This window comes from Variovorax sp. BGA-UO-ETr-C22, from assembly GCF_059567965.1.
The window spans coordinates 386331-404838 of sequence record NZ_JCAQPA010000009.1 but is presented as its reverse complement, the minus strand read 5'-3'; the positions used below and the strand labels follow the sequence as shown (position 1 = coordinate 404838).

Annotated in this window: 16 protein-coding genes; 9 read left to right on the top strand and 7 right to left on the bottom strand. The window is 68.6% G+C overall.

The window, feature by feature from the left end; genetic code table 11:
* Positions 1–189 precede the first annotated feature (189 nt).
* Entirely contained in the window at positions 190–447 is a 258-nt protein-coding gene (locus AC57B8_RS11465; protein WP_062476104.1) for an acyl-CoA-binding protein, read from the top strand.
* Between the two features lie 13 nt (positions 448–460).
* Here AC57B8_RS11465 and AC57B8_RS11460 read toward each other — a convergent pair whose 3' ends face one another.
* Positions 461–1699 (bottom strand): CoA transferase, encoded by a 1239-nt coding sequence (locus AC57B8_RS11460; protein ID WP_492731545.1) that lies wholly within the window; start codon positions 1697–1699, stop codon positions 461–463.
* 307 nt (positions 1700–2006) lie between these two features.
* Here AC57B8_RS11460 and AC57B8_RS11455 point away from each other — a divergent pair, with 307 nt between their 5' ends.
* From AC57B8_RS11455 to AC57B8_RS11425, 7 genes are all read left to right on the top strand, one after another.
* Positions 2007–2900 (top strand): helix-turn-helix domain-containing protein, encoded by an 894-nt coding sequence (locus tag AC57B8_RS11455; RefSeq protein WP_493195486.1) that lies wholly within the window; start codon positions 2007–2009, stop codon positions 2898–2900.
* Between the two features lie 119 nt (positions 2901–3019).
* Complete coding sequence (locus tag AC57B8_RS11450) at positions 3020–3931, top strand: ABC transporter substrate-binding protein (RefSeq protein ID WP_496479667.1); 912 nt, start codon at positions 3020–3022, stop codon at positions 3929–3931.
* Between the two features lie 49 nt (positions 3932–3980).
* Complete coding sequence (locus tag AC57B8_RS11445) at positions 3981–5498, top strand: sugar ABC transporter ATP-binding protein (protein ID WP_496479861.1); 1518 nt, start codon at positions 3981–3983, stop codon at positions 5496–5498.
* On the top strand, positions 5495–6475 hold the full coding sequence (locus AC57B8_RS11440) for an ABC transporter permease subunit (protein ID WP_495273052.1): 981 nt from the start codon (positions 5495–5497) through the stop codon (positions 6473–6475). Before AC57B8_RS11445 ends, AC57B8_RS11440 begins: the two co-directional genes overlap by 4 nt.
* A 47-nt stretch (positions 6476–6522) precedes the next feature.
* Positions 6523–7668, top strand: coding sequence for an alcohol dehydrogenase catalytic domain-containing protein (locus tag AC57B8_RS11435; protein ID WP_496479666.1), 1146 nt, complete (start codon positions 6523–6525; stop codon positions 7666–7668).
* Positions 7665–9191 (top strand): FGGY-family carbohydrate kinase, encoded by a 1527-nt coding sequence (locus AC57B8_RS11430; RefSeq protein ID WP_496479665.1) that lies wholly within the window; start codon positions 7665–7667, stop codon positions 9189–9191. Before AC57B8_RS11435 ends, AC57B8_RS11430 begins: the two co-directional genes overlap by 4 nt.
* A gap of 290 nt (positions 9192–9481) precedes the next feature.
* Positions 9482–10219, top strand: a complete 738-nt coding sequence (locus tag AC57B8_RS11425; protein WP_496479664.1) for an SDR family oxidoreductase — start codon at positions 9482–9484, stop codon at positions 10217–10219.
* Between the two features lie 21 nt (positions 10220–10240).
* On the opposite strand, the gene AC57B8_RS11420 is transcribed toward AC57B8_RS11425, so the two are convergent.
* Genes AC57B8_RS11420 through AC57B8_RS11410 form a run of 3 tightly spaced genes read right to left on the bottom strand, consistent with a single transcriptional unit; the run spans position 10241 to position 13747 of the window.
* Entirely contained in the window at positions 10241–10555 is a 315-nt protein-coding gene (locus AC57B8_RS11420) for a polyhydroxyalkanoic acid system family protein (protein WP_062476134.1), read from the bottom strand.
* Positions 10548–11687 (bottom strand): aminopeptidase, encoded by a 1140-nt coding sequence (locus AC57B8_RS11415; RefSeq protein WP_496479663.1) that lies wholly within the window; start codon positions 11685–11687, stop codon positions 10548–10550. Before AC57B8_RS11415 ends, AC57B8_RS11420 begins: the two co-directional genes overlap by 8 nt.
* Positions 11687–13747 carry a molybdopterin-containing oxidoreductase family protein gene (locus tag AC57B8_RS11410; protein WP_496479662.1) on the bottom strand — a complete coding sequence of 687 codons (2061 nt, stop codon included), beginning with the start codon at positions 13745–13747 and terminating at the stop codon, positions 11687–11689. Before AC57B8_RS11410 ends, AC57B8_RS11415 begins: the two co-directional genes overlap by 1 nt.
* A gap of 58 nt (positions 13748–13805) precedes the next feature.
* On the opposite strand from AC57B8_RS11410, the gene AC57B8_RS11405 reads away from it, so the two are divergent.
* Positions 13806–14939: an ABC transporter substrate-binding protein gene (locus tag AC57B8_RS11405; protein WP_082818036.1), complete on the top strand. Its 1134-nt coding sequence runs from the start codon at positions 13806–13808 to the stop codon at positions 14937–14939.
* Between the two features lie 15 nt (positions 14940–14954).
* Here AC57B8_RS11405 and AC57B8_RS11400 read toward each other — a convergent pair whose 3' ends face one another.
* From AC57B8_RS11400 to AC57B8_RS11390, 3 genes are read right to left on the bottom strand one after another with little or no spacing between them, the layout of a single operon-like run.
* Complete coding sequence (locus AC57B8_RS11400) at positions 14955–16055, bottom strand: M14 family metallopeptidase (protein WP_496479661.1); 1101 nt, start codon at positions 16053–16055, stop codon at positions 14955–14957.
* Positions 16052–17254 carry a M20 aminoacylase family protein gene (locus AC57B8_RS11395; RefSeq protein WP_496479660.1) on the bottom strand — a complete coding sequence of 401 codons (1203 nt, stop codon included), beginning with the start codon at positions 17252–17254 and terminating at the stop codon, positions 16052–16054. Before AC57B8_RS11395 ends, AC57B8_RS11400 begins: the two co-directional genes overlap by 4 nt.
* Positions 17255–17309: 55 nt before the next feature.
* Positions 17310–18503, bottom strand: coding sequence for a glycerophosphodiester phosphodiesterase (locus tag AC57B8_RS11390; RefSeq protein ID WP_307636149.1), 1194 nt, complete (start codon positions 18501–18503; stop codon positions 17310–17312).
* Positions 18504–18508: the final 5 nt, after the last annotated feature.

Below are 18508 nucleotides of genomic sequence, written 5' to 3'. Positions count from 1 at the left end.
CGGCACACCAAGCAACTCAAAGGAGCGCGAAAAATTCACGACGTCGAAGCGAAAGACGCTCGCGAGCGGCTGGATGTGGAGCTGGCGCGCGCAGGCCTGACGGACTGAAGGGCCTGCAAGCTCACGATTGGTACCACTTGGTACCAATCCATTTAAGATGCGCGCTTTCTGACCTTCTTCCCGACTGCCATGTCCGACCTCAACGCCCAATTCGAAGCCGCCCAGGCCAACTCCAAGCTGCTGGCCGAGCGCCCCGACAACCCGACCCTGCTGAAGATCTACGCCCTGTTCAAGCAGGCGACCGAAGGCGACAACACCGCCAAGAAGCCCAGCTTCAGCGACATCGTCGCGCGCGCCAAGTGGGACGCGTGGACCGCCCAGAAGGGCGCCACCGCCGACGAAGCCAAGCAGAAGTACATCGACCTGATCGAGTCCCTCCGGGGCTGATCCTCCGCGTCGATCAACCGACGATCCCGCGTTCCTGCAACGCGGCGATCTGCCCGGCGCTCAACCCGATCTCCTCCAGCACCGCCTGCGTGTCCGCCCCCAGCGCCGGCGCATTGCGCCGGTGGCCGGCCGGCGTGAGCGACAGCTTGGGCACGAAGCCGGGCACCGCGAGCGCGCTGCCGTCGGGCATCTTCACCTCCTGCAGCATGCCGCGCGCGGCGTAGTGCGGGTCGGCCGCGATGTCGGCGATGGTGTAGATGCGCCCGGCCGGCACATGCGCCGCATCGAGCGCGGCCAGCACCTCGGTCACCGTGCGCTGCGCGGCCCAGTCGCCGATGGCGGCATCGAGCATCCCGACCTGCGCCACGCGCCCCGTGTTGCCAGCCAGCGCCGGGTCGGCTGCGAGGTCCGGCCGGCCGATGCAGGCCATGAGCCGCTTGAAGATGCTGTCGCCGTTGCCCGCGACGATGGCGTAGCCGCCGTCCGCGCAGCGGTAGGCGTTGGTGGGCGCAATGCCCGGCAGCGCGCTGCCGGCGGCCTCGCGCACCGCGCCGAATTCGGCGTACTCGGGCAGCAGGCTTTCCATGCAGTTGAAGACCGCCTCGTACAGCGCGACGTCGACCACCTGGCCCCGGCCCTTCGGGAATTCGGCGCTCACGGTGGCGTGGCGGTGCTGCATCGCCATCAGCACGCCGATCACGCCGTGCAGCGAGGCCAGCGTGTCGCCGATCGACACGCCCACGCGCACCGGCACGCGACCCGGTTCGCCCGTGAGGTGGCGCAGCCCGCCCATGGCTTCGGCCACCACGCCGAAGCCGGGGCGGTCGCGATAGGGGCCGGTCTGGCCGTAGCCGCTGATGCGCAGCATCACGAGTGCGGGGTTGGCGGCCAGCAGTTCGTCGGGCCCCAGGCCCCAGCCTTCCATCGCACCGGGGCGGAAGTTCTCGACCAGCACGTCGGCCTCGGCCGCGAGCTGGCGCACGATGGCCTGCGCCTCGGGCTGGCGCAGGTCCAGCGCCAGCGAGCGCTTGTTGCGCGACTGCACCTGCCACCAGACGGAGGTGCCGTCCTTCAGCAGCCGCCAGGTGCGCAACGGGTCGCCCGCGCCGGGCGGTTCGATCTTGACCACGTCGGCGCCGAAGTCGGCCAGCGTGCGCGCCGCGAACGGGCCGGCGATCAGTTGCCCGAGTTCGACGACCTTGAGGCCGGCCAGCGGACCCGCGGCCGGAGGGGAAAGAGAGCTTTGCGTCATGGCTTGCGAGTGTGCCGTGCCGCCCCGGATGCCGGATCGGGCCGGGAAAACACCTATGAAATCTTGACACGGCGCGAAGCGGCTCTTTTGCACCGCAGCAATTGCGCTCCGGCATGCGCCACGCCCCGAGGAGAAAGGGGTTTGCTGCAGCGCAGCGAGTCGCCGCACCCCTCGCCACCGAGCAGGGCCGAGACTCAAAAAAGTATCAGTTGCGAACACCAACGCTGGTTGTTGGCATCCGGAGCGATTCGTACAGTCCGCCTCACCCCCAACCCGGGGGCCACGCACAGAGGAAAGACACCCGGCCATGCAACCCGATCTGGAAATCGTCGAAGTCCAAGGTGACGAATCGTTCACCGCCTGGGCGCACGGCTATCCGTATCGCACGGTGCGCTGGCACTTCCACCCCGAGTACGAGATCCAGCTGATCGTCGAGACCCAGGGCGTGTACTTCGTGGGCGACCACGTCGGCCACTTCGAGCCGGGCAACCTCGTGTTCATGGGCCCCGACCTGCCGCACAACTGGATCAGCGACGTGCCCGCCGGCCAGAGCGTCGAGCGCCGCGGCATCGTGATCCAGTTTCCGGCCGCGCTGGTACGCAACATGGCGGCCACCTTCCCCGAGTTCCGGCGCATCGAGCCGCTGCTGGCCGAGTCGGCCTCGGGCCTGCTCTTCTCGGCCGCCACCGCCGCCGCGGCCAAGCCGATCATGGAAGCGCTGCTCGAGGCGCGCGGGCTGCGCCGCGTGGTGCTGCTGCTGTCGCTGTTCGAGCTGCTGGTGACCAGCGACGACCGCCAGCGGCTGGCCAGCCCCGCGTTCACGCCCGACCCCAAGGCCTTCATGTCGCACGCGATCAACAACGTGCTGGCCCACATCGCCGCCAACCTGGGCGACGAACTGCGCGAGCCGATGCTGGCCGAGCTGGTGGGCCAGAGCCCGAGCGCGTTCTCGCGGTCGTTTCGCAAGCACACGGGGCAGTCGTTCGTGCGCTACGTGAACCGGCTGCGCATCGGCCGCGCCTGCGAACTGCTCGCCAACAGCGACAAGCCCGTGCTCGACGTCTGCATGGACGTGGGCTTCAACAACGTGTCGAACTTCAACCGGCAGTTCCTGCTGCACAAGCGCATGCCGCCGACCAAATTCCGCCATTTCCATCGCATGCAGCTCGCTGCATCGCGCGCCGCCAACAGCCCGCCGTAGCGCGCCGCCCCGTGTTCCCCGCGTCGTTCCTGGCGCGGCGCACTTCGCGCCGCGCAGGGCGCCCCTTTGCCCGCGTTTTTTGCAGACCGTCACACAACCAACCTCAAGGAGACAACCCAATGAAGAGCCTTCTCAAAGCCACCGCCCTCGTCGCCGCCCTGGCCTGCGGCACCACCGCCGCGCTGGCACAGGCGCCCAAGCAGCCGCTGCGCATCGGCATGACTTTCCAGGAACTGAACAACCCCTACTTCGTGACCATGAAGCAGGCCCTGGAAGAAGCCGCCGCCAGCATCGGCGCCACCGTGGTCACCACCGATGCGCGCCACGACGTGGCCAAGCAGATCGGCGACGTGGAAGACATGATCCAGAAGAAGATCGACATCCTGCTGCTGAACCCGACCGACTCGGCCGGCGTGCAGTCGGCGGTGCGCTCGGCCAAGAAGGCCGGCGTGATCGTGGTGGCGGTCGATGCCAACGCGCAGGGCCCGGTCGATTCGTTCGTGGGCTCCAAGAACCTCGACGCCGGCCGCCTGGCCTGCGAGTACCTGGCGAAGAACATCGGCGAGAAGGGCGACGTGGCCATCCTCGACGGCATCCCGGTCGTGCCGATCCTGGAGCGCGTGAAGGGCTGCCGCGAGGCGCTGGCCAAGTACCCCGGCATCAAGGTCGTGAGCGGCAAGCAGGAGCGCGCCACCGCGCTCACCGTGACCGAGAACATCCTGCAGGCCAACAAGAACCTCAAGGGCGTGTTCAGCGTGAACGACGGCGGCTCGATGGGCGCGCTCGCCGCCATCGAGGCCAGCGGCAAGGACGTGAAGCTCACCAGCGTCGACGGCGCGCCCGAAGCCATCAAGGCGATGCAGAAGGCGGGCTCGAAGTTCATCGCCACCACCGCGCAGTACCCGCGCGACCAGATCCGCCTGGCCATCGGCATCGCGCTGGCCAAGAAGTGGGGCGCCAACGTGCCCGCGGCCGTGCCGGTCGACGTGAAGCTCATCGACGCCGAAGGCGCCAAGACCTTCAGCTGGTAAGTTGCCGGACGCGCCGCCCGTGACCGTCACGTACGAACCACCCCGGGAGATGCTCCGGCTCGAGGGCGTGTCCAAGCGCTTTCCGGGCGTGAAGGCCCTGTCGAACATCGACCTCTCGGTGCGCCACGGCGAGGTGCACGCGCTGCTCGGCGAGAACGGCGCGGGCAAGTCGACGCTGATGAAGATCCTCGGCGGCATCCACCGGGCCGACGAAGGCCGCATCGTCATCGATGGCACCGAGTGCCACTTCGCCGGCTACGGCGACGCCATCGCGGCGGGCATCGGCATCATCTTCCAGGAGTTCAGCCTGGTGCCGTACCTGAACGCGGTGGAGAACATCTTCCTGGGCCGCTACCTCACGAACCGCTTCGGCCTCATGGACCAGGCGGCGATGCAGCGCGAGGCCCGCGCCGTGTTCGACGAGCTGGGCGTGCAGATCGACCTCCGCGTGCCGATCTGCCAGCTCTCGGTGGCGCAGCAGCAGTTCGTCGAGATCGGCAAGGCGCTGTCGTTGAAGGCGCGGCTGCTGGTGCTCGACGAACCCACCGCCACGCTCACGCCCAATGAGGCGGAGCACCTGTTCAAGGTGATGCGCGCGCTGCGCGCCAAGGGCGTGGCGATGATCTTCATCTCGCACCACCTCGATGAAATCTTCGAGGTCTGCGACCGCATCAGCGTGCTGCGCGACGGCGCCAACGCCGGGCATGCCGACGTGGCCGCCACGACCGTGGACGCGCTGGTCGAGATGATGGTGGGCCGACGCATCGAACAGAGCTTTCCGCCCAAGCCGCAGCCCGCGCCGAACGGCCGCAAGGTGCTTGAGGTGCCCGAGATCCAGCTCGTGAAGGACGGCCCGGTCAACCGCTTCGACCTGCACGCGGGCGAGATCCTCGGCTTCGCGGGGCTGGTGGGCTCGGGACGCACCGAACTCGCGCTGGGCATGATGGGCGCCGACCGCGCGCACCGCAAGACGGTGCTGCGCAACGGCCAGCCCGTGCGCCTGGACGACCCGACGCAGGCGCTCGCGCACGGCATCGGCCTGCTGCCCGAAAGCCGCAAGGTCGAAGGGCTGATCACCGACTTCACGATCCGCTTCAACATCTCGCTGAACAACCTCGGGCGACACCGCCGCGCGGGCGTGGTCGACACGACTTCCGAGAAACGCGCGGCCGATGAACTCTCGCGCCGCGTGGGCGTGAAGGCGCCGGGCATCGACACCCGCGTGGCCACGCTGTCGGGCGGCAACCAGCAGAAGGTGGTGATCGCGCGCTGGCTCGGCCACGACTGCGATGTGCTGATCTTCGACGAGCCCACGCGCGGCATCGACGTGGGCGCCAAGGCCGAGATCTACCAGCTGATGCGCGAACTCACGCGCCAGGGAAAGTCGATCCTGATGATCTCCAGCGAGCTGCCCGAGATCGTCGGCCTGTGCGATCGCGTCGCCGTTTTCTCGGGCGGCGCCATCGTGGCCACGCTCACGGGCGACGCGATCAACGCGGGCGAAATCATGCGCCACGCGACGTCGTCTTCTCCCTCCCTTCCCTCTTCCTCCGGAAGCCCCTCATGACTGCCACCGCCACCCATCCCACGCCGCCCGTGCCCGCGGGCGGGTTCTTCACGCAGCTGCGCCGCTCCACGGCCTTCCTGCCGCTGGTCGGGCTCATCGCCATCTCGGTCTTCATGATCGTGGCGACCGACAACTTCCTTTCGGTGAGCAACCTGCAGAACATCGCGCTGCAGTCGTCCATCAACGCGATCATCGCGGTGGGCATGACGGCCGCGATCCTCACGGGCGGCATCGACCTCTCGGTGGGCGCGGTGGTGGCGCTGTCGGGCACGCTGGCCTCGGGGCTGATGGTGCACTTCGGCCTGCCGCCCGTGCTCGCCGTGCCGCTCGGTCTCGGCGTGGGCGCGGTGATCGGCCTGTTCAACGGCTACTGCGTGGCCTACCTGCGCATGCCGCCGATCATCGTGACGCTGGCCACCATGGGCATCGCGCGCGGCATCGCCCTGATCTACACCGGCGGCTACCCGATCGACGGGCTGCCCGAGTCGTTCGCCTTCCTGGGCAGCGGCACGCTCGCGGGCCTGAAGGTGCCGATCCTCATCATGCTGGCCACCTACCTCGTGGCCTACGTGCTGCTCAACATGGCGCCCTTCGGCCGCTACGTGTACGCCATCGGCGGCAACGAGGAAGCCACGCGGCTGTCGGGCGTGCGCGTGTCGCGCTACAAGCTGCTGGTGTATGTGCTCAGCGGCCTCACGGCCGCTGTCGCAGGCATCGTGCAGGCCGCGCGCGTCACCAGCGGCCAGCCCGGCGTGGGCGTGGGCTTCGAGCTCGACGCCATCGCGGCGGTGGTGATGGGCGGCACGTCCATCGCGGGCGGCCGCGGCGCCATCGTGGGCACGCTGGTCGGCGCGCTGCTGCTGGCCGTGCTCAACAACGGTCTCAACATGATCGGCGTCTCGCCGTACCTGCAACTGATCATCAAGGGCGGCATCGTGCTCCTTGCGATCTTCATCAGCCGCGAAGCCCGCCGCTGACCTCTTCTCCTCCGCTTCTTCGCACCCCTCCTGATCTCAAGGAATCCATGTCGTATCAAAAGCTCCAACCCGGCGCCACGGGCGCCATCGGCGAACTCGCCGCCATGCAGGCCGTCGTGTGCCACGGCCCGAAGGACTACCGGCTCGAGACCGTCGCGATGCCCGTCATCGGCCCGAACGAACTGCTCATTTCCATCGCGGCCTGCGGCATCTGCGCCTCCGACTGCAAGTGCCACTCAGGCGCGAAGATGTTCTGGGGCGGCGACGGCCAGCCCTCGTGGGTCAAGGCGCCGGTCATTCCCGGCCATGAGTTCTTCGGCTACGTCGAGGCGCTGGGCGAAGGCGCGGCCGAGCACTTCGGCGTGGAGAAAGGCGACCGCGTGATCGCCGAGCAGATCGTGCCCTGCGGCAAGTGCCGCTTCTGCACCAGCGGCAAGTACTGGATGTGCGAGGTGCACCACATCTTCGGCTTCCAGCGCGTCGTGGCCGATGGCGGCATGGCCGACTACATGCGCCTGCCGCCGACCTCGCGCGTGCACAAGATCCCCGACGGCATCTCGCTGGAAGACGCGGCCATCATCGAGCCGCTGGCGTGCGCGATCCACACGGTGAACCGCGGCGAACTCCAGCTCGACGACGTGGTGGTGATCGCCGGCGCCGGCCCGCTGGGACTGATGATGACGCAGGTGGCAGCACTCAAGACGCCCAAGAAGCTGATCGTGATCGACCTCGTGCCCGAGCGCCTGGCACTCGCGAAGCAGTACGGCGCCGACGTCGTCATCAACCCGAAGACCGAAAACGCCGACGCCCTCGTCAAGGGCCTCACCGAAGGCTACGGCTGCGACGTGTACATCGAGACCACCGGCGCGCCCATCGGCGTGACGCAGGGCCTGGACATGATCCGCAAGCTCGGCCGCTTCGTCGAGTTCAGCGTGTTCGGTTCGGAGACGAGCGCCGACTGGTCGATCATCGGCGACCGCAAGGAACTCGACGTGCGCGGCGCGCACCTGGGCCCGTACTGCTACCCGGTCGCCATCGACCTGCTGGCACGCGGGCTCGTCACGTCGAAGGGCATCGTGACGCACGACTTTCCGCTGACCGAGTGGGAGCACGCCTTCGCGCTGGCCAACTCGCTCGACTCGATCAAGGTGCTGCTCAAGCCCGAGCCCCGCACGCCGGGCGCTGCGTCATGAAATACGTGATCGGCGTCGACATCGGCACGCAAAGCACCAAGTGCCTGTTGGTCGGCATCGACGGCACGGTCCACGCGCAAGCCAGCGTGGCCTACCAGCCCGAGACGCCGAAGCCGCTGTGGGCGCAGCAGGACTGCGAGGTCTGGTTCGACGCCGTGTGCGAGAGCGTGCGCGCCTGCGTGGCGCAAAGCGGCATCGCCGCGACAGACATCGCCGCGCTGTGCGTGAGCAGCCTCTACGGCGGCGCGGGCATCCCGGTCGACGAGGCCATGCGCCCGCTGCACCCCTGCCTCATCTGGATGGACCGCCGCGCCACCGCCGAGGTCGACGCGGTGAACGCGACGGGCGACGTGGCCCGGCTGCAGGCCATCACGGGCAACGGCGTCGACAGCTACTACGGCTTCACGAAGATGCTGTGGCTGCGCGAGCACCGGCCCGAGGTGTGGGCGAAGACGCACCACTTCCTGCCGCCCAACAGCTACATCAACTGGCGGCTGACGGGCCAACTCGCGGTCGATCACAGCTCGGCCGGCAACATCGGCGGCGTGTACGACGCGGCGCGGCGGCGCTGGTCGACGCAGGCGCTCGACATGCTCGGCATCCCGGCGCGCATGATGCCGCCGCGGCTCGTCGAATCGAGCGAGGTGGTGGGCCACCTGAGCGCCGAGTGGGCCGCGCAGCTGGGCCTGCGCGAAGGCATGCCACTGATGGCCGGCGGTGTCGATGCGGCGGTGGCCACCTTCTGCGCGGGCGTCACCGGCAGCGGCGACCATGTCGCGATGATCGGCACCAGCATGTGCTGGGGTTTCGTGAGCCCGACGGTGGACGCGCGCCACCAGCTCATCACCATGCCGCACGTGTACCGCGGCGCGGACCGCAGCTACGTGTTCGGCGGTGCGATCACGGCCGGCGCGGCCGTCACCTGGTTTCGCGAAGCCTTCTGCCAGGCCGAAGTGGCCGAGGCCGCGCGCACCGGCGAAGACGCGCACGCCCTCATCGAACGCCGCGCGGTCGACGTGCCGCCCGGCGCCGACGGCCTCGTCTTCCTGCCCTACCTGATGGGTGAGCGCAGCCCGATCTGGGACGCGCAGGCCAAGGGCGCCTTCCTCGGCCTCTCGCTCGCCCACAGCCGCGCGCACCTGTACCGCGCGGTGCTCGAAGGCGTGAGCTTCGCGCTGCAGCACAACATCGAGGCCGGCCGGCGCAGCGGCCAGCCGCTGGACGACCGCCTGATCGTGGTCGGCGGCGCCGCGCATTCGGACCTGTGGATGCAGATCGTGGCGGACGTCACGGGCTACCGCGTGTTCACGATCGAGGAAGAGGTCGAGGCCGCCCTCGGCGCGGCGATGCTCGCAGCGCTCGGTGCCGGGCTGGTCGATGCGGCCACCGCCGAACGCGGCTGGGTCACGCTCGTGGAACGCGCGCGGCCCGAGCCTGCGGCGCAGGCGGTCTACCGGGAGCGCTTCGAGATCTACACCTCGCTGTACCCGGCGTTGCGTGATGCGATGCATCGGTTGGGATGACGCACCTGTCCGGGGCACGATCCCGCCGACGGGGCACCTTGCTCCGCGAATGTCCCCCGGGCCTCGCCCTCCTCCTTGATTTCGCTGCGCAAGGCACCCCATCAGCGTGATCGTTGTCAGCAGCGGTTGTTGATCGGCGGGCACCAGCAGCACGTCCCGTGCGCAGGACACTGGGTGCTTCCCGCAGCGAAATCAAGGAGGAGGCCGCAGGCCGGGGGACATTCGCGGAGGGAAGTACCCGGTGGCCTGGGCACGCGCCCTGAACCACAACCTTTGATGAGCAGAACACCATGACACCCACCTACGACTTCTCAGGCAAGCGCGCCCTCGTGACCGGCGCCAGCAGCGGCATCGGCCGCGCAGTCGCAGCGCAGCTCGCCCACTCAGGCGCACAAGTCACAGCCGTAGGTCGCAACGCCGACGCGCTGAAGGCATTGCAGGCCGAGTCCGGCTGCTCGCCCTTGGCACTCGACGTGGCCGACGTCACCGCATTGGAAGAGGCGCTCGCCCCGCTGCCCGCCTTCGACCTCGTAGTGAACTGCGCCGGCACCACGCGCATCGAGCGCGCCATCGACCTGCAGGCCGGGAGCTTCGACGCCGTGATGGCCGTCAACGCACGCGCCGCCGCGCTCGTGGCCGCGCGCTGCGGCCGGGCCATGATCGCGGCCGGCGTGCGCGGCAGCATCGTCAACGTGTCGAGCCAGGCCTCGCTGGTCGCGCTCGACGCGCACCTTTGCTACAGCGCCTCGAAGGCGGCCATGGACGCCGTCACGCGCGCGCTGTGCCTCGAGTTCGGGCCGCACGGCATCCGCGTGAACAGCGTGAACCCGACCGTCACGCTCACGCCCATGGCCGAGCAGGCATGGGCCGACCCGGCCAAGAGCGCGGCGGCGCTCAAGAACATTCCATTGGGACGTTTCGCGCAGGTCGATGAAGTGGTCGCGCCGATCCTGTTCCTGCTGTCCGACGGCGCGGCGATGGTCAGCGGCGTGGCGCTGCCGGTCGATGGCGGCTACACCATCGCCTGAAGAAAAAGAAAAACCTCCGCTTCAGGCGAAGCGGGTGCCACCCTGCGGCGCGTCGAGCAGCGCGTCGAGGTTGCGCGAAATCTTCTGCTCGATCTGGTCGCTGAAGCTGCTGAACAGGAAACCCAGCGTCGCCTCGAGCCGGAAGGTGTCGGCTGTGACCTCCACCGTGCCGTCGATGCCCGCGCGGCTGAACTGGGCCCGGTCGCAGTCGGTGCCCTCGGTGTAGGTGCATTCCAGACCGTAGTCCTGCTCGACCTGATGCACCCATTGGCGCGCGACTTCGCGGGCGCCGGCAATGCCCAGCGTGTGGTTGCGTTCGATTTGGATGTCAGGCACCGTCGTCTCCGTTGTTGTCGTGTGTGCGGCCGTGGCGCGCATGGGTGTGCAGGATACCCGTGACGGCCTGCAGAGCGCTGCGGCGCTCCTCCGTCGTGGCCAGCGCGGCAATGCGCCGCACCGCAGTGTAAAAGCGCGGCCAGTCGCGGCCCTCGCGTTCGAACAGGGCTTCGAAGCCCGGCACCAGGTCGTCGTAGGCGCCCTGCGCACCGAAGGCCGCGTTGTTGGCGCGCGCCACCCAGCCGTCGTAGGCGTTCTGGCGCGGGCCGGTCCATGCGGCCTTCAGCGCGGTGTAGCGCTCGCGAAAGTCGGCCATGGCGGCCTGCTTCTGCGCCTCGACCTTCGCCCAGTCCTTCGCCTTGGCTTCGGGCGATTCGTACACCTGCGTGAGCGCGCGGCGCGTGTTGAGCGCGAGCGCACGGAAGTCCTGCCGCTGCGCATTGAACTGCGCGTACTCGGCGCGCGCCGCCTCGCCGGCTTCGCGCTGCAGCCACATCGCGCCGCCGATGCGCTCGACGGCCGTAGCGTACGACTCGTTGAACACGGTGTCGCCCGGCACATAGAGCACCTGGTGCGCCAGCTCGTGGAACACGATGCGCGCCAGCTCGCCCTCGGGGTAGCCGATGAAGGTGGACAGCAGCGGATCGCCGCCGGCCCAGTTCATCCAGCCCAGTGTGGAGTAGGCCGGCACGGGGTACACGGCCACTTCGAGGCCATTCGTCTTCTGCGCCTCGGCCTCGGTTTTCGCGGCGGCCTCGTCGTAGTAGCCGCGGTAGCCCACGCAGCCCGCGACCGGGAAGCACCAGCTCTTGAGCGTGAGCGAGTACGGCGGCGCGGCCACCACGTTCCACACGGCGGCGGGGCGATGCAGGTCGGCATACGAGGTGTAGCTCGCGTTGTCGGGCAGGCCGAGTTCGCTCGATGCGAAACGGCGGATGCGCTGGGCAAGCTCAAGCTTGGCCTTGAGCGGCGCGCCCACGGCCGGATCGGCCAGCCATTCGGGCACGGGCTTGGCCGCGCGCAGGATGTCGAGGTGGCCGTTGGCCGATTGCCAGTAGTAGCCGAGGTCGGCGCAGCCCGTCAGGAAAAGCGCGCCGGCCAATGCCAGCGCGGGCGCGCGCAGCCGTCGCATCACGCCTTTTCGACCTGCACCAGGCAGTCGTAGAAGGTCGGGCCCCGGCCGATGTCGGTCAGGCGCTGGCTGGTCAGCTCGTTGACGTTGGTGCCGTCCATGCCGAGCTTGCGCCACCAGATGCCCATGCCGTGCACCACGCCCTGGCGCGCGCGGCGCGACACCTCGGCGCGGCAGCGGTGCTCGCCGCGCTGGTTGAACACGCGCACCGTGGCGCCGTCCTCGATGCCGCGCGCGGCGGCATCGTCGGCGTGGATCTCGAGCAGCGGCTCGACCTCGATGGCGCGCAGGCTGGTCACGTTGACGAAGGTCGAATTGAGGAAGTTGCGCGCCGGCGGCGAGATCATGGCCAGCGGAAATTCGGTCGAGCTGCCGGCCGGCTCCCAGTTGGGCACGTGGTCGGGCAGGCCGTCCATGCCCATGGCCTGCAGGCGCTCGCTGAAGAACTCGCAGCGGCCCGAAGGCGTGGGGAACGTGCCTTCGGCGAACGGCGCCTCGGCCAGCTTCAGGCTGGTGAAGCCTTGCGCGCGCAGCTGCTCGAAGTCGATCGTTTTCTCGGCGAAGGCGGTGCGGCACAGCGACTCGTCGCTCTCCGAAAAGCAGGGCTCGTCGAAGCCCAGGCGGCGCGCCAGTTCGCGGAACACCCAGGCGTTGCTGCGGGCCTCGCCGCGCCGCGCCACGGCCGGGCGGTTCAGCAGCACGTCGGTGTGGCCGTAGCTGCAGTGGATGTCCCAGTGCTCGAGCTGCGTGGTGGCGGGCAGCAGGTAATCGGCGTAGTCGGCGGTGTCGGTGCGGAACTGCTCGAGCACCACGGTGAAGAGGTCTTCACGCGCGAAGCCCGCCACCACCTTGGCCGACTCGGGCGCCACCGCGACCGGGTTGCTGTTGTAGACCACGACGGCCTTCACCGGCTTGGCGGTGTCGAGCAGCGCGTCGCCGATGGTGCTCATGTTGATGGTGCGCGGCTTGCGCCCGGCCAGCAGGTCGGGGCGCTGCAGCGCGGCGCGGTCGACCGGGTAGTGGCCCGAGCTGCTGAGCAGCAGGCCGCCCGCGCGGTCGCGCCAGGCGCCGACCAGCGACGGCAGGCAGGCGATGGCGCGCGCCGCGTTGCCGCCGCCGCGCACGCGCTGCATGCCGTAGTTCAGGCGGATCGCGGCCGGCTTGGTCGTGCCGTAGGCCTGGGCCAGCGCCACGATCTGTGCCTCGGGAATGCCGCAGACCTCGGCCGCGCGCGACGGCGGCCATTGCAGCGCGCGCTCGCGCAGCTGCTCCCAGCCCAGCGTGTGGTTGGCGATGTAGTCGTGGTCGAGCCAGTCGTGCACGATGAGCTCGTGCATGAGCGCCAGCGCCAGCGCGGCGTCGGTGCCGGGCAGCAGCGCGATGTGCTCGTCGCACTTGTCGGCGGTTTCGGTCTTGCGCGGGTCGATGCACACCAGCCGTGCGCCGGCGCGCTTGGCGGCCTGGGCGTGGCGCCAGAAATGCAGGTTGCTGGCGATGGAGTTGCTGCCCCAGATGAGGATCAGCTTGGCTTCGGCAAAGAACTCGATGCGCATGCCGACCTTGGCGCCCAGCGTGTAGACCATGGCCTCGCCGCCCGCCATCGAGCAGATAGTGCGGTCCAGCAGCGAGGCGCCCAGCTTGTGGAAGAAGCGCCGGTCCATTGATTCGCCCTGCACCAGGCCCATGGTGCCCGCATAGCTGTAAGGGAGAATTGCTTCCGGTTCCGACTGCAATCCCCGAAGATGCGCGGCGATGTCGTCCAATGCCGTCTCCCACGAGACGGGCTCGAAGTGGCCGCTGCCCTTGGGACCGACGCGTTTCAGGGGCTGCACGAGCCGCTCGGCATGGTCATTGCGTTCGATGTACCGGGACACCTTGGTGCACAGCACGCCGCCGGTGTGCGAGTGGGCGGGGTTGCCTTGCAGCTTCACCGCCACGCCGTCCTTGACGGTGGTGACGAGCGCACAGGTGTCGGGGCAATCGTGCGGGCAGGCGCCCAGCACCGTGGAGGGTGCGGAGGCGTCGGGCGTGTCGAGGAGGGAATCCGTTGCGTGGGCCATCAGACAAGTCTAATTTGAGTATCAACACACAGGGCAGAGGGAGGATTTCACCATGACGATGCAATTGAATCGCAGGCATTTTTCGATCGCCACGGCGGCCGCCGCCACGCTGGGCGGCTTCGGCATCGCCCGGGCGCAGGGCGACACGCCGCTGGTGCTGGGCCAGTCGGCGCCATTCACCGGGCCGGCCGCGCAGCTGGGCATCCAGTTCCACCAGGGCGCCAAGCTGTTCCTGGACCAGTACAACGCCCAGCCGGGCCAGCGCGACGTGGTCATCAAGAACCTGGACGACGGCTACGAGCCCGACCGCTGCGCGGCCAACACGCAGAAGCTGATCGGCGAGGACGTGTTCGCGCTGTTCGGCTACATCGGCACGCCGACCAGCCTGGCCGCGCTGCCGCTGGCGGTGAAGGACAAGGTGCCGTTCATCGCGCCGTTCACGGGCGCGATGTCGCTGCGCGAGCCTTTTCACCGCAACGTGTTCCATCTGCGCGCTTCGTACAACGACGAGACGGCATTGATGGTGAAACAGCTCACCCACCTGGGCATGAAGAAGATCGCGGTCTTCTACCAGAACGACGCCTACGGCAAGGCCGGCCTCGACGGCGTGACGCTGGCGCTGGCCCAGCAGGAACTCAAGCCGGTGGCGCTGGCCACGGTGGAGCGCAACTCGGCCGACGTGGCCGCCGCCGTGAAGACGATCATGGCGAGCCAGCCGGCGGCGGTGGTGCAGGTCGGTGCCTACAAGGCCTGCGCGGCGTTCATTCGCGAGATGCGCAAGGCGGGCTACGGCGGCGTGTTCTTCAACCTCTCGTTCGTGGGCACGCAGGCGCTGGCGGACGAGCTGGGCAAGGAAGCCGCGGGCGTGATGGTCACGCAGGTGGTGCCCTCGCCCTACAACCAGGCGAATGCGCTGGCGCGCGAGTTCACCGAGGCGGTGCGCAAGGCGGGCGGCGGCGCGAGCGCCAATTTCTCGAGCATGGAAGGCTACCTGGCCGCCAAGGTGCTGACCGAGGGCCTGCGCCGCGCACCGGGCGGCAAGGGCACGCGCGACGGGCTGATCGCGGGGCTGGAAAGCATCGAGCGGCAGCAGTTCGGCGGCTTCGAGGTGTCGTTCTCTTCGAAGAGCCACGTGGCTTCGAAGTTTGTCGAGCTGTCGATGCTGACGGCGGACGGGCGGGTGCGGACCTAGTTTCTCGGGGTGCGGTCAGGCCGAAAGGCCGTCCACCGCCTGGAACATCGCCTGCCGCGCCTGGCTCACGATCTGGCCGCGCCAGGCGTCGGAGTCCGTATAGAACGCCTCCACCATGCGCGCGCGGATGCCATCGGCCAGGTCGGCCGGTGCGTCCGGGTGTTTGTGCAGCCAGTGGTCGGCGCGCAGGGCGCCGGTCACTTCGAGCATCGGCAGCGTGCCGTATTCGAGCGCGATGCCGGTGTACTCGGCCTGCGGGCACTCTTCGTACACGGCGTCCCACATCAGCCCGCGCAGCAGCGCCGAGGTCGAGGAGCCGTCGTAGATCGAGGTGACGGGCGCCGCCGGCGTGCCCCACCACGCGTTGGCGCGGGCGTAGGCCACCTTGTCGTCGCGGCAGGCAAAGATGCGTTCGCCCAGGCCGTTGGGGCCGAGCCCCGTGTGCAGGTCGATCCAGGCCAGGCGCTTCGCGTGGCCTGCATGGCGGCGCAGCACGCTGCGGATGGTCTTGTTGCTCCAGGTCGGGGCCTTGCCGCCGAAGAACAGACCGTCGTCGAACTGGTACTGGCCGCTGGTCACCGCCGCCTGGTAGGCCGTGGCGCCGTGCTTGTCGATCCACTTCTCGATCGCGGCCTGGTTGTCCGGCGTCGGCGGCCAGGTGTCGGGCAGCAGCAGCGGATGCAGCTTCGCGTAGGGCTCGTTCACCGGCACGGGCTTCGAGAAGTCGAGGAAGTTGCGGTTCAGGTCGACGTTCTCGTGCGTCACGCGGCGGCCGTACGAAAAGCCGTGCGGGTTCAGCGCATGCACGTACAGCACCGCCACGCCCTGTGCCTTGGCCTTCTCGCGCCATTCGGCGTCGTGCAGCGCGAACACCTGCACGCCGCTGCCGCAGTGGCCCTCGACGCCGTGACAGGCGCTGGTGACGACAAGCAGCCGCTCGGCGTTGGCGTTGGCGTCGCCGTCGAGCGCCACGTCCATCGACAGCTCTTCGCCGTCGCGGCCCTTGAGCGGGTGCGCGTGCGGCTCGACCGTGAGGCCGGCGCTGACGCAGCCCTGCAGGAACTTCTGGCGCGCCTGGGCGTAGCGCGGCGAAAAGGCCTCGCCGATGCCGATCATGCTGCGGTGCCGCCGGGCTGGAGGAACTGCTCGGCGATCTGCACCCAGCAGGTGGCGCCCAGCGGAATGAGGTCGTCGTTGAAGTCGTAGCTGGCGTTGTGCAGCGTGCACGGGCCTTCGCCGTGGTGCACGTCGCGGTGCGAGCCGTCGCCGTTGCCGATGAAGGCGTAGGCGCCGGGCTTGGCCTGCAGCATGAAGGCGAAGTCTTCCGAGGTCATGGCGGCCTCCTGCTTGAGCACGTTCTCGGGGCCGACGATCCCGCCCATCACGCGGCGCGCGAAGTCAGCCTCGGCCTCGGTGTTGATGGTCGGCGGGTAGTAGCGCTCGAAGCGGAACTCGCAGGTGGCGTCGTGCGCGGCGCAGATGTGCTCGCTGATCTGCTTCATCTTGGCCTCGATCATGTCGAGCACCTCGAGCGAGAAGGTGCGCACGGTGCCCGACAGCTCGCAGTTGTCGGGGATCACGTTGTTGGTCTCGCCGGCGTGGATGGTGGTGACCGAGATCACCGCCGAATCGGTCGGCTTCATCTTGCGCGTGAGGATGGTCTGGAAGGCCTGCACGATCTCGCAGGCGATCGGCACCGGGTCGATGCCGGTCTGCGGCAGCGCGGCGTGGCCGCCCTTGCCGACCACGTTCACATGGAACTTGTTGCCCGAGGCCATGACCGGGCCGGGGCTCACGGCGAACTGGCTGGCCTTCATGCCGGGCCAGTTGTGCATGCCGAAGACGGCGTCCATGGGGAACTGCTCGAACAGCCCTTCCTTGATCATCTCGCGCGCGCCGCCGCCGCCCTCTTCGGCCGGCTGGAAGATCAGGTAGACGGTGCCGTCGAAGTTGCGGTGCTTGGCCAGGTGCTGGGCCGCCGCGAGCAGCATCGCCGTGTGGCCGTCGTGGCCGCAGGCGTGCATCTTGCCGTGGTGCTGGCTGGCGTGGGCGAAGGTGTTGAGCTCGGTGACGGGCAGTGCGTCCATGTCGGCGCGCAGGCCGACGGCGCGGGTGCTGGTGCCGTTCTTGACGATGCCGACCACGCCGGTGGTGCCCAGGCCGCGGTGGATGGGGATGCCCCATTCGGTGAGCTTGCCTGCCACCACGTCGGCGGTGCGGACTTCTTCGAAACAGAGTTCAGGGTGGGCATGAAGGTCACGCCGGACGGCCGCGATGCCGGCCGCCTGCGTGACGAGCGAGTCGATGAGTTTCATAAGGCACAGTCTAGGCTTTGCGGAATGCGCCGCAAAGACCGTGCCGGGCAAACCCTCAGCGGCCGATGCTCTTGAGGTACTCGGCGCGCGCGGCCAGCGCGGTGTCGGTGAAGTCGGTGAACACGCCATCGACGCCGAGCTTGTAATAGACCGCGTATTCGTTCTTGCCGTCCTTGTTGTAGTCGGACGCGAGCCGGCGCGACTCGTTACGGAACGTGAAGGGGTGAACGAACAGGCCCGCCTTGTGGGCGTCGGCGATCAGCGTGGTGGGGGCCGTCGAGGTGGCGTCGGCGTCGTTGATCTTGCCGTCCTTGTTGACGTCCACCACCTTGCCGTCGGCGCCCACGGTGCCCTTGACGCTCACGATGTAGCGCTTCCAGGGGCCGATGCCGTCGGCGTAGGTCTTGATCTCGGCCAGCCCGGCGGGCGTGACCATGACGTCGAAGTTGCGCTTGTCGCCGGCCTTGGTCCACTCGTAGGGGCGGTCGACCGGCACGGCGTAGGTCATGGCGCCGGTCTTCATGTCGATGCCGTCGCCGTCGATCAGCTGGATGAGCCGGGTGTTCAGGCCCTTGCTCTTCATGTACTTGAGGCTGCCGGGCTCGAAGGACTGCACGTAGATGGGCGCGGTCTTGCTGTTCCAGCCGGCGGCGTTGATGGCGGCGATGACCTTGTCTTCCATGGGCATGCCCAGGTCACGGAAGTAGGTCGGGTTCTTGGTTTCCGGGTAGATCGCGATGGTGCGGCCGGTTTCCTTCGACTTGGCCTTGGCGAAATCGATGATCTCCTGGAAGGTCACGACCTTGAACTTGCCGTTGAATTCCTGCGGGCGCTCGGGGTCGGTCGAGATGCCGCCCAGGGTCTTGATCTCGGCCAGCGTGAAGTCGTTGCTGAACCAGCCGGTCTGGGTTTCGCCGTCGACCTGGATGGTCTTCTTGCGCGAGGCGAAGCGCGCGTGCTTGGCCACGTCGGTGCTGATCGCCAGGTTGGGGTCGTGGCGGGCGATGAGCACGCCGTCCTTGGTGGAGACCAGGTCCATCTCGATGACGTCGGCGCCCAGTTCGATGGCGCGCGCGTACGACTCCAGCGTCTGTTCCGGCAGGTAGCCCGAGGCGCCGCGGTGGGCGATGACCAGCGGCGGGTTGCCGTCCAGCGTGAGCAGCTTGTTCGCCGCCGGGCCGGTGGTGCCACAGGCGGCCAGGCTCAGGGCGGCCGCGGCGGTCAGGGTGATCTGCAGGGACATGCGCATGTTGT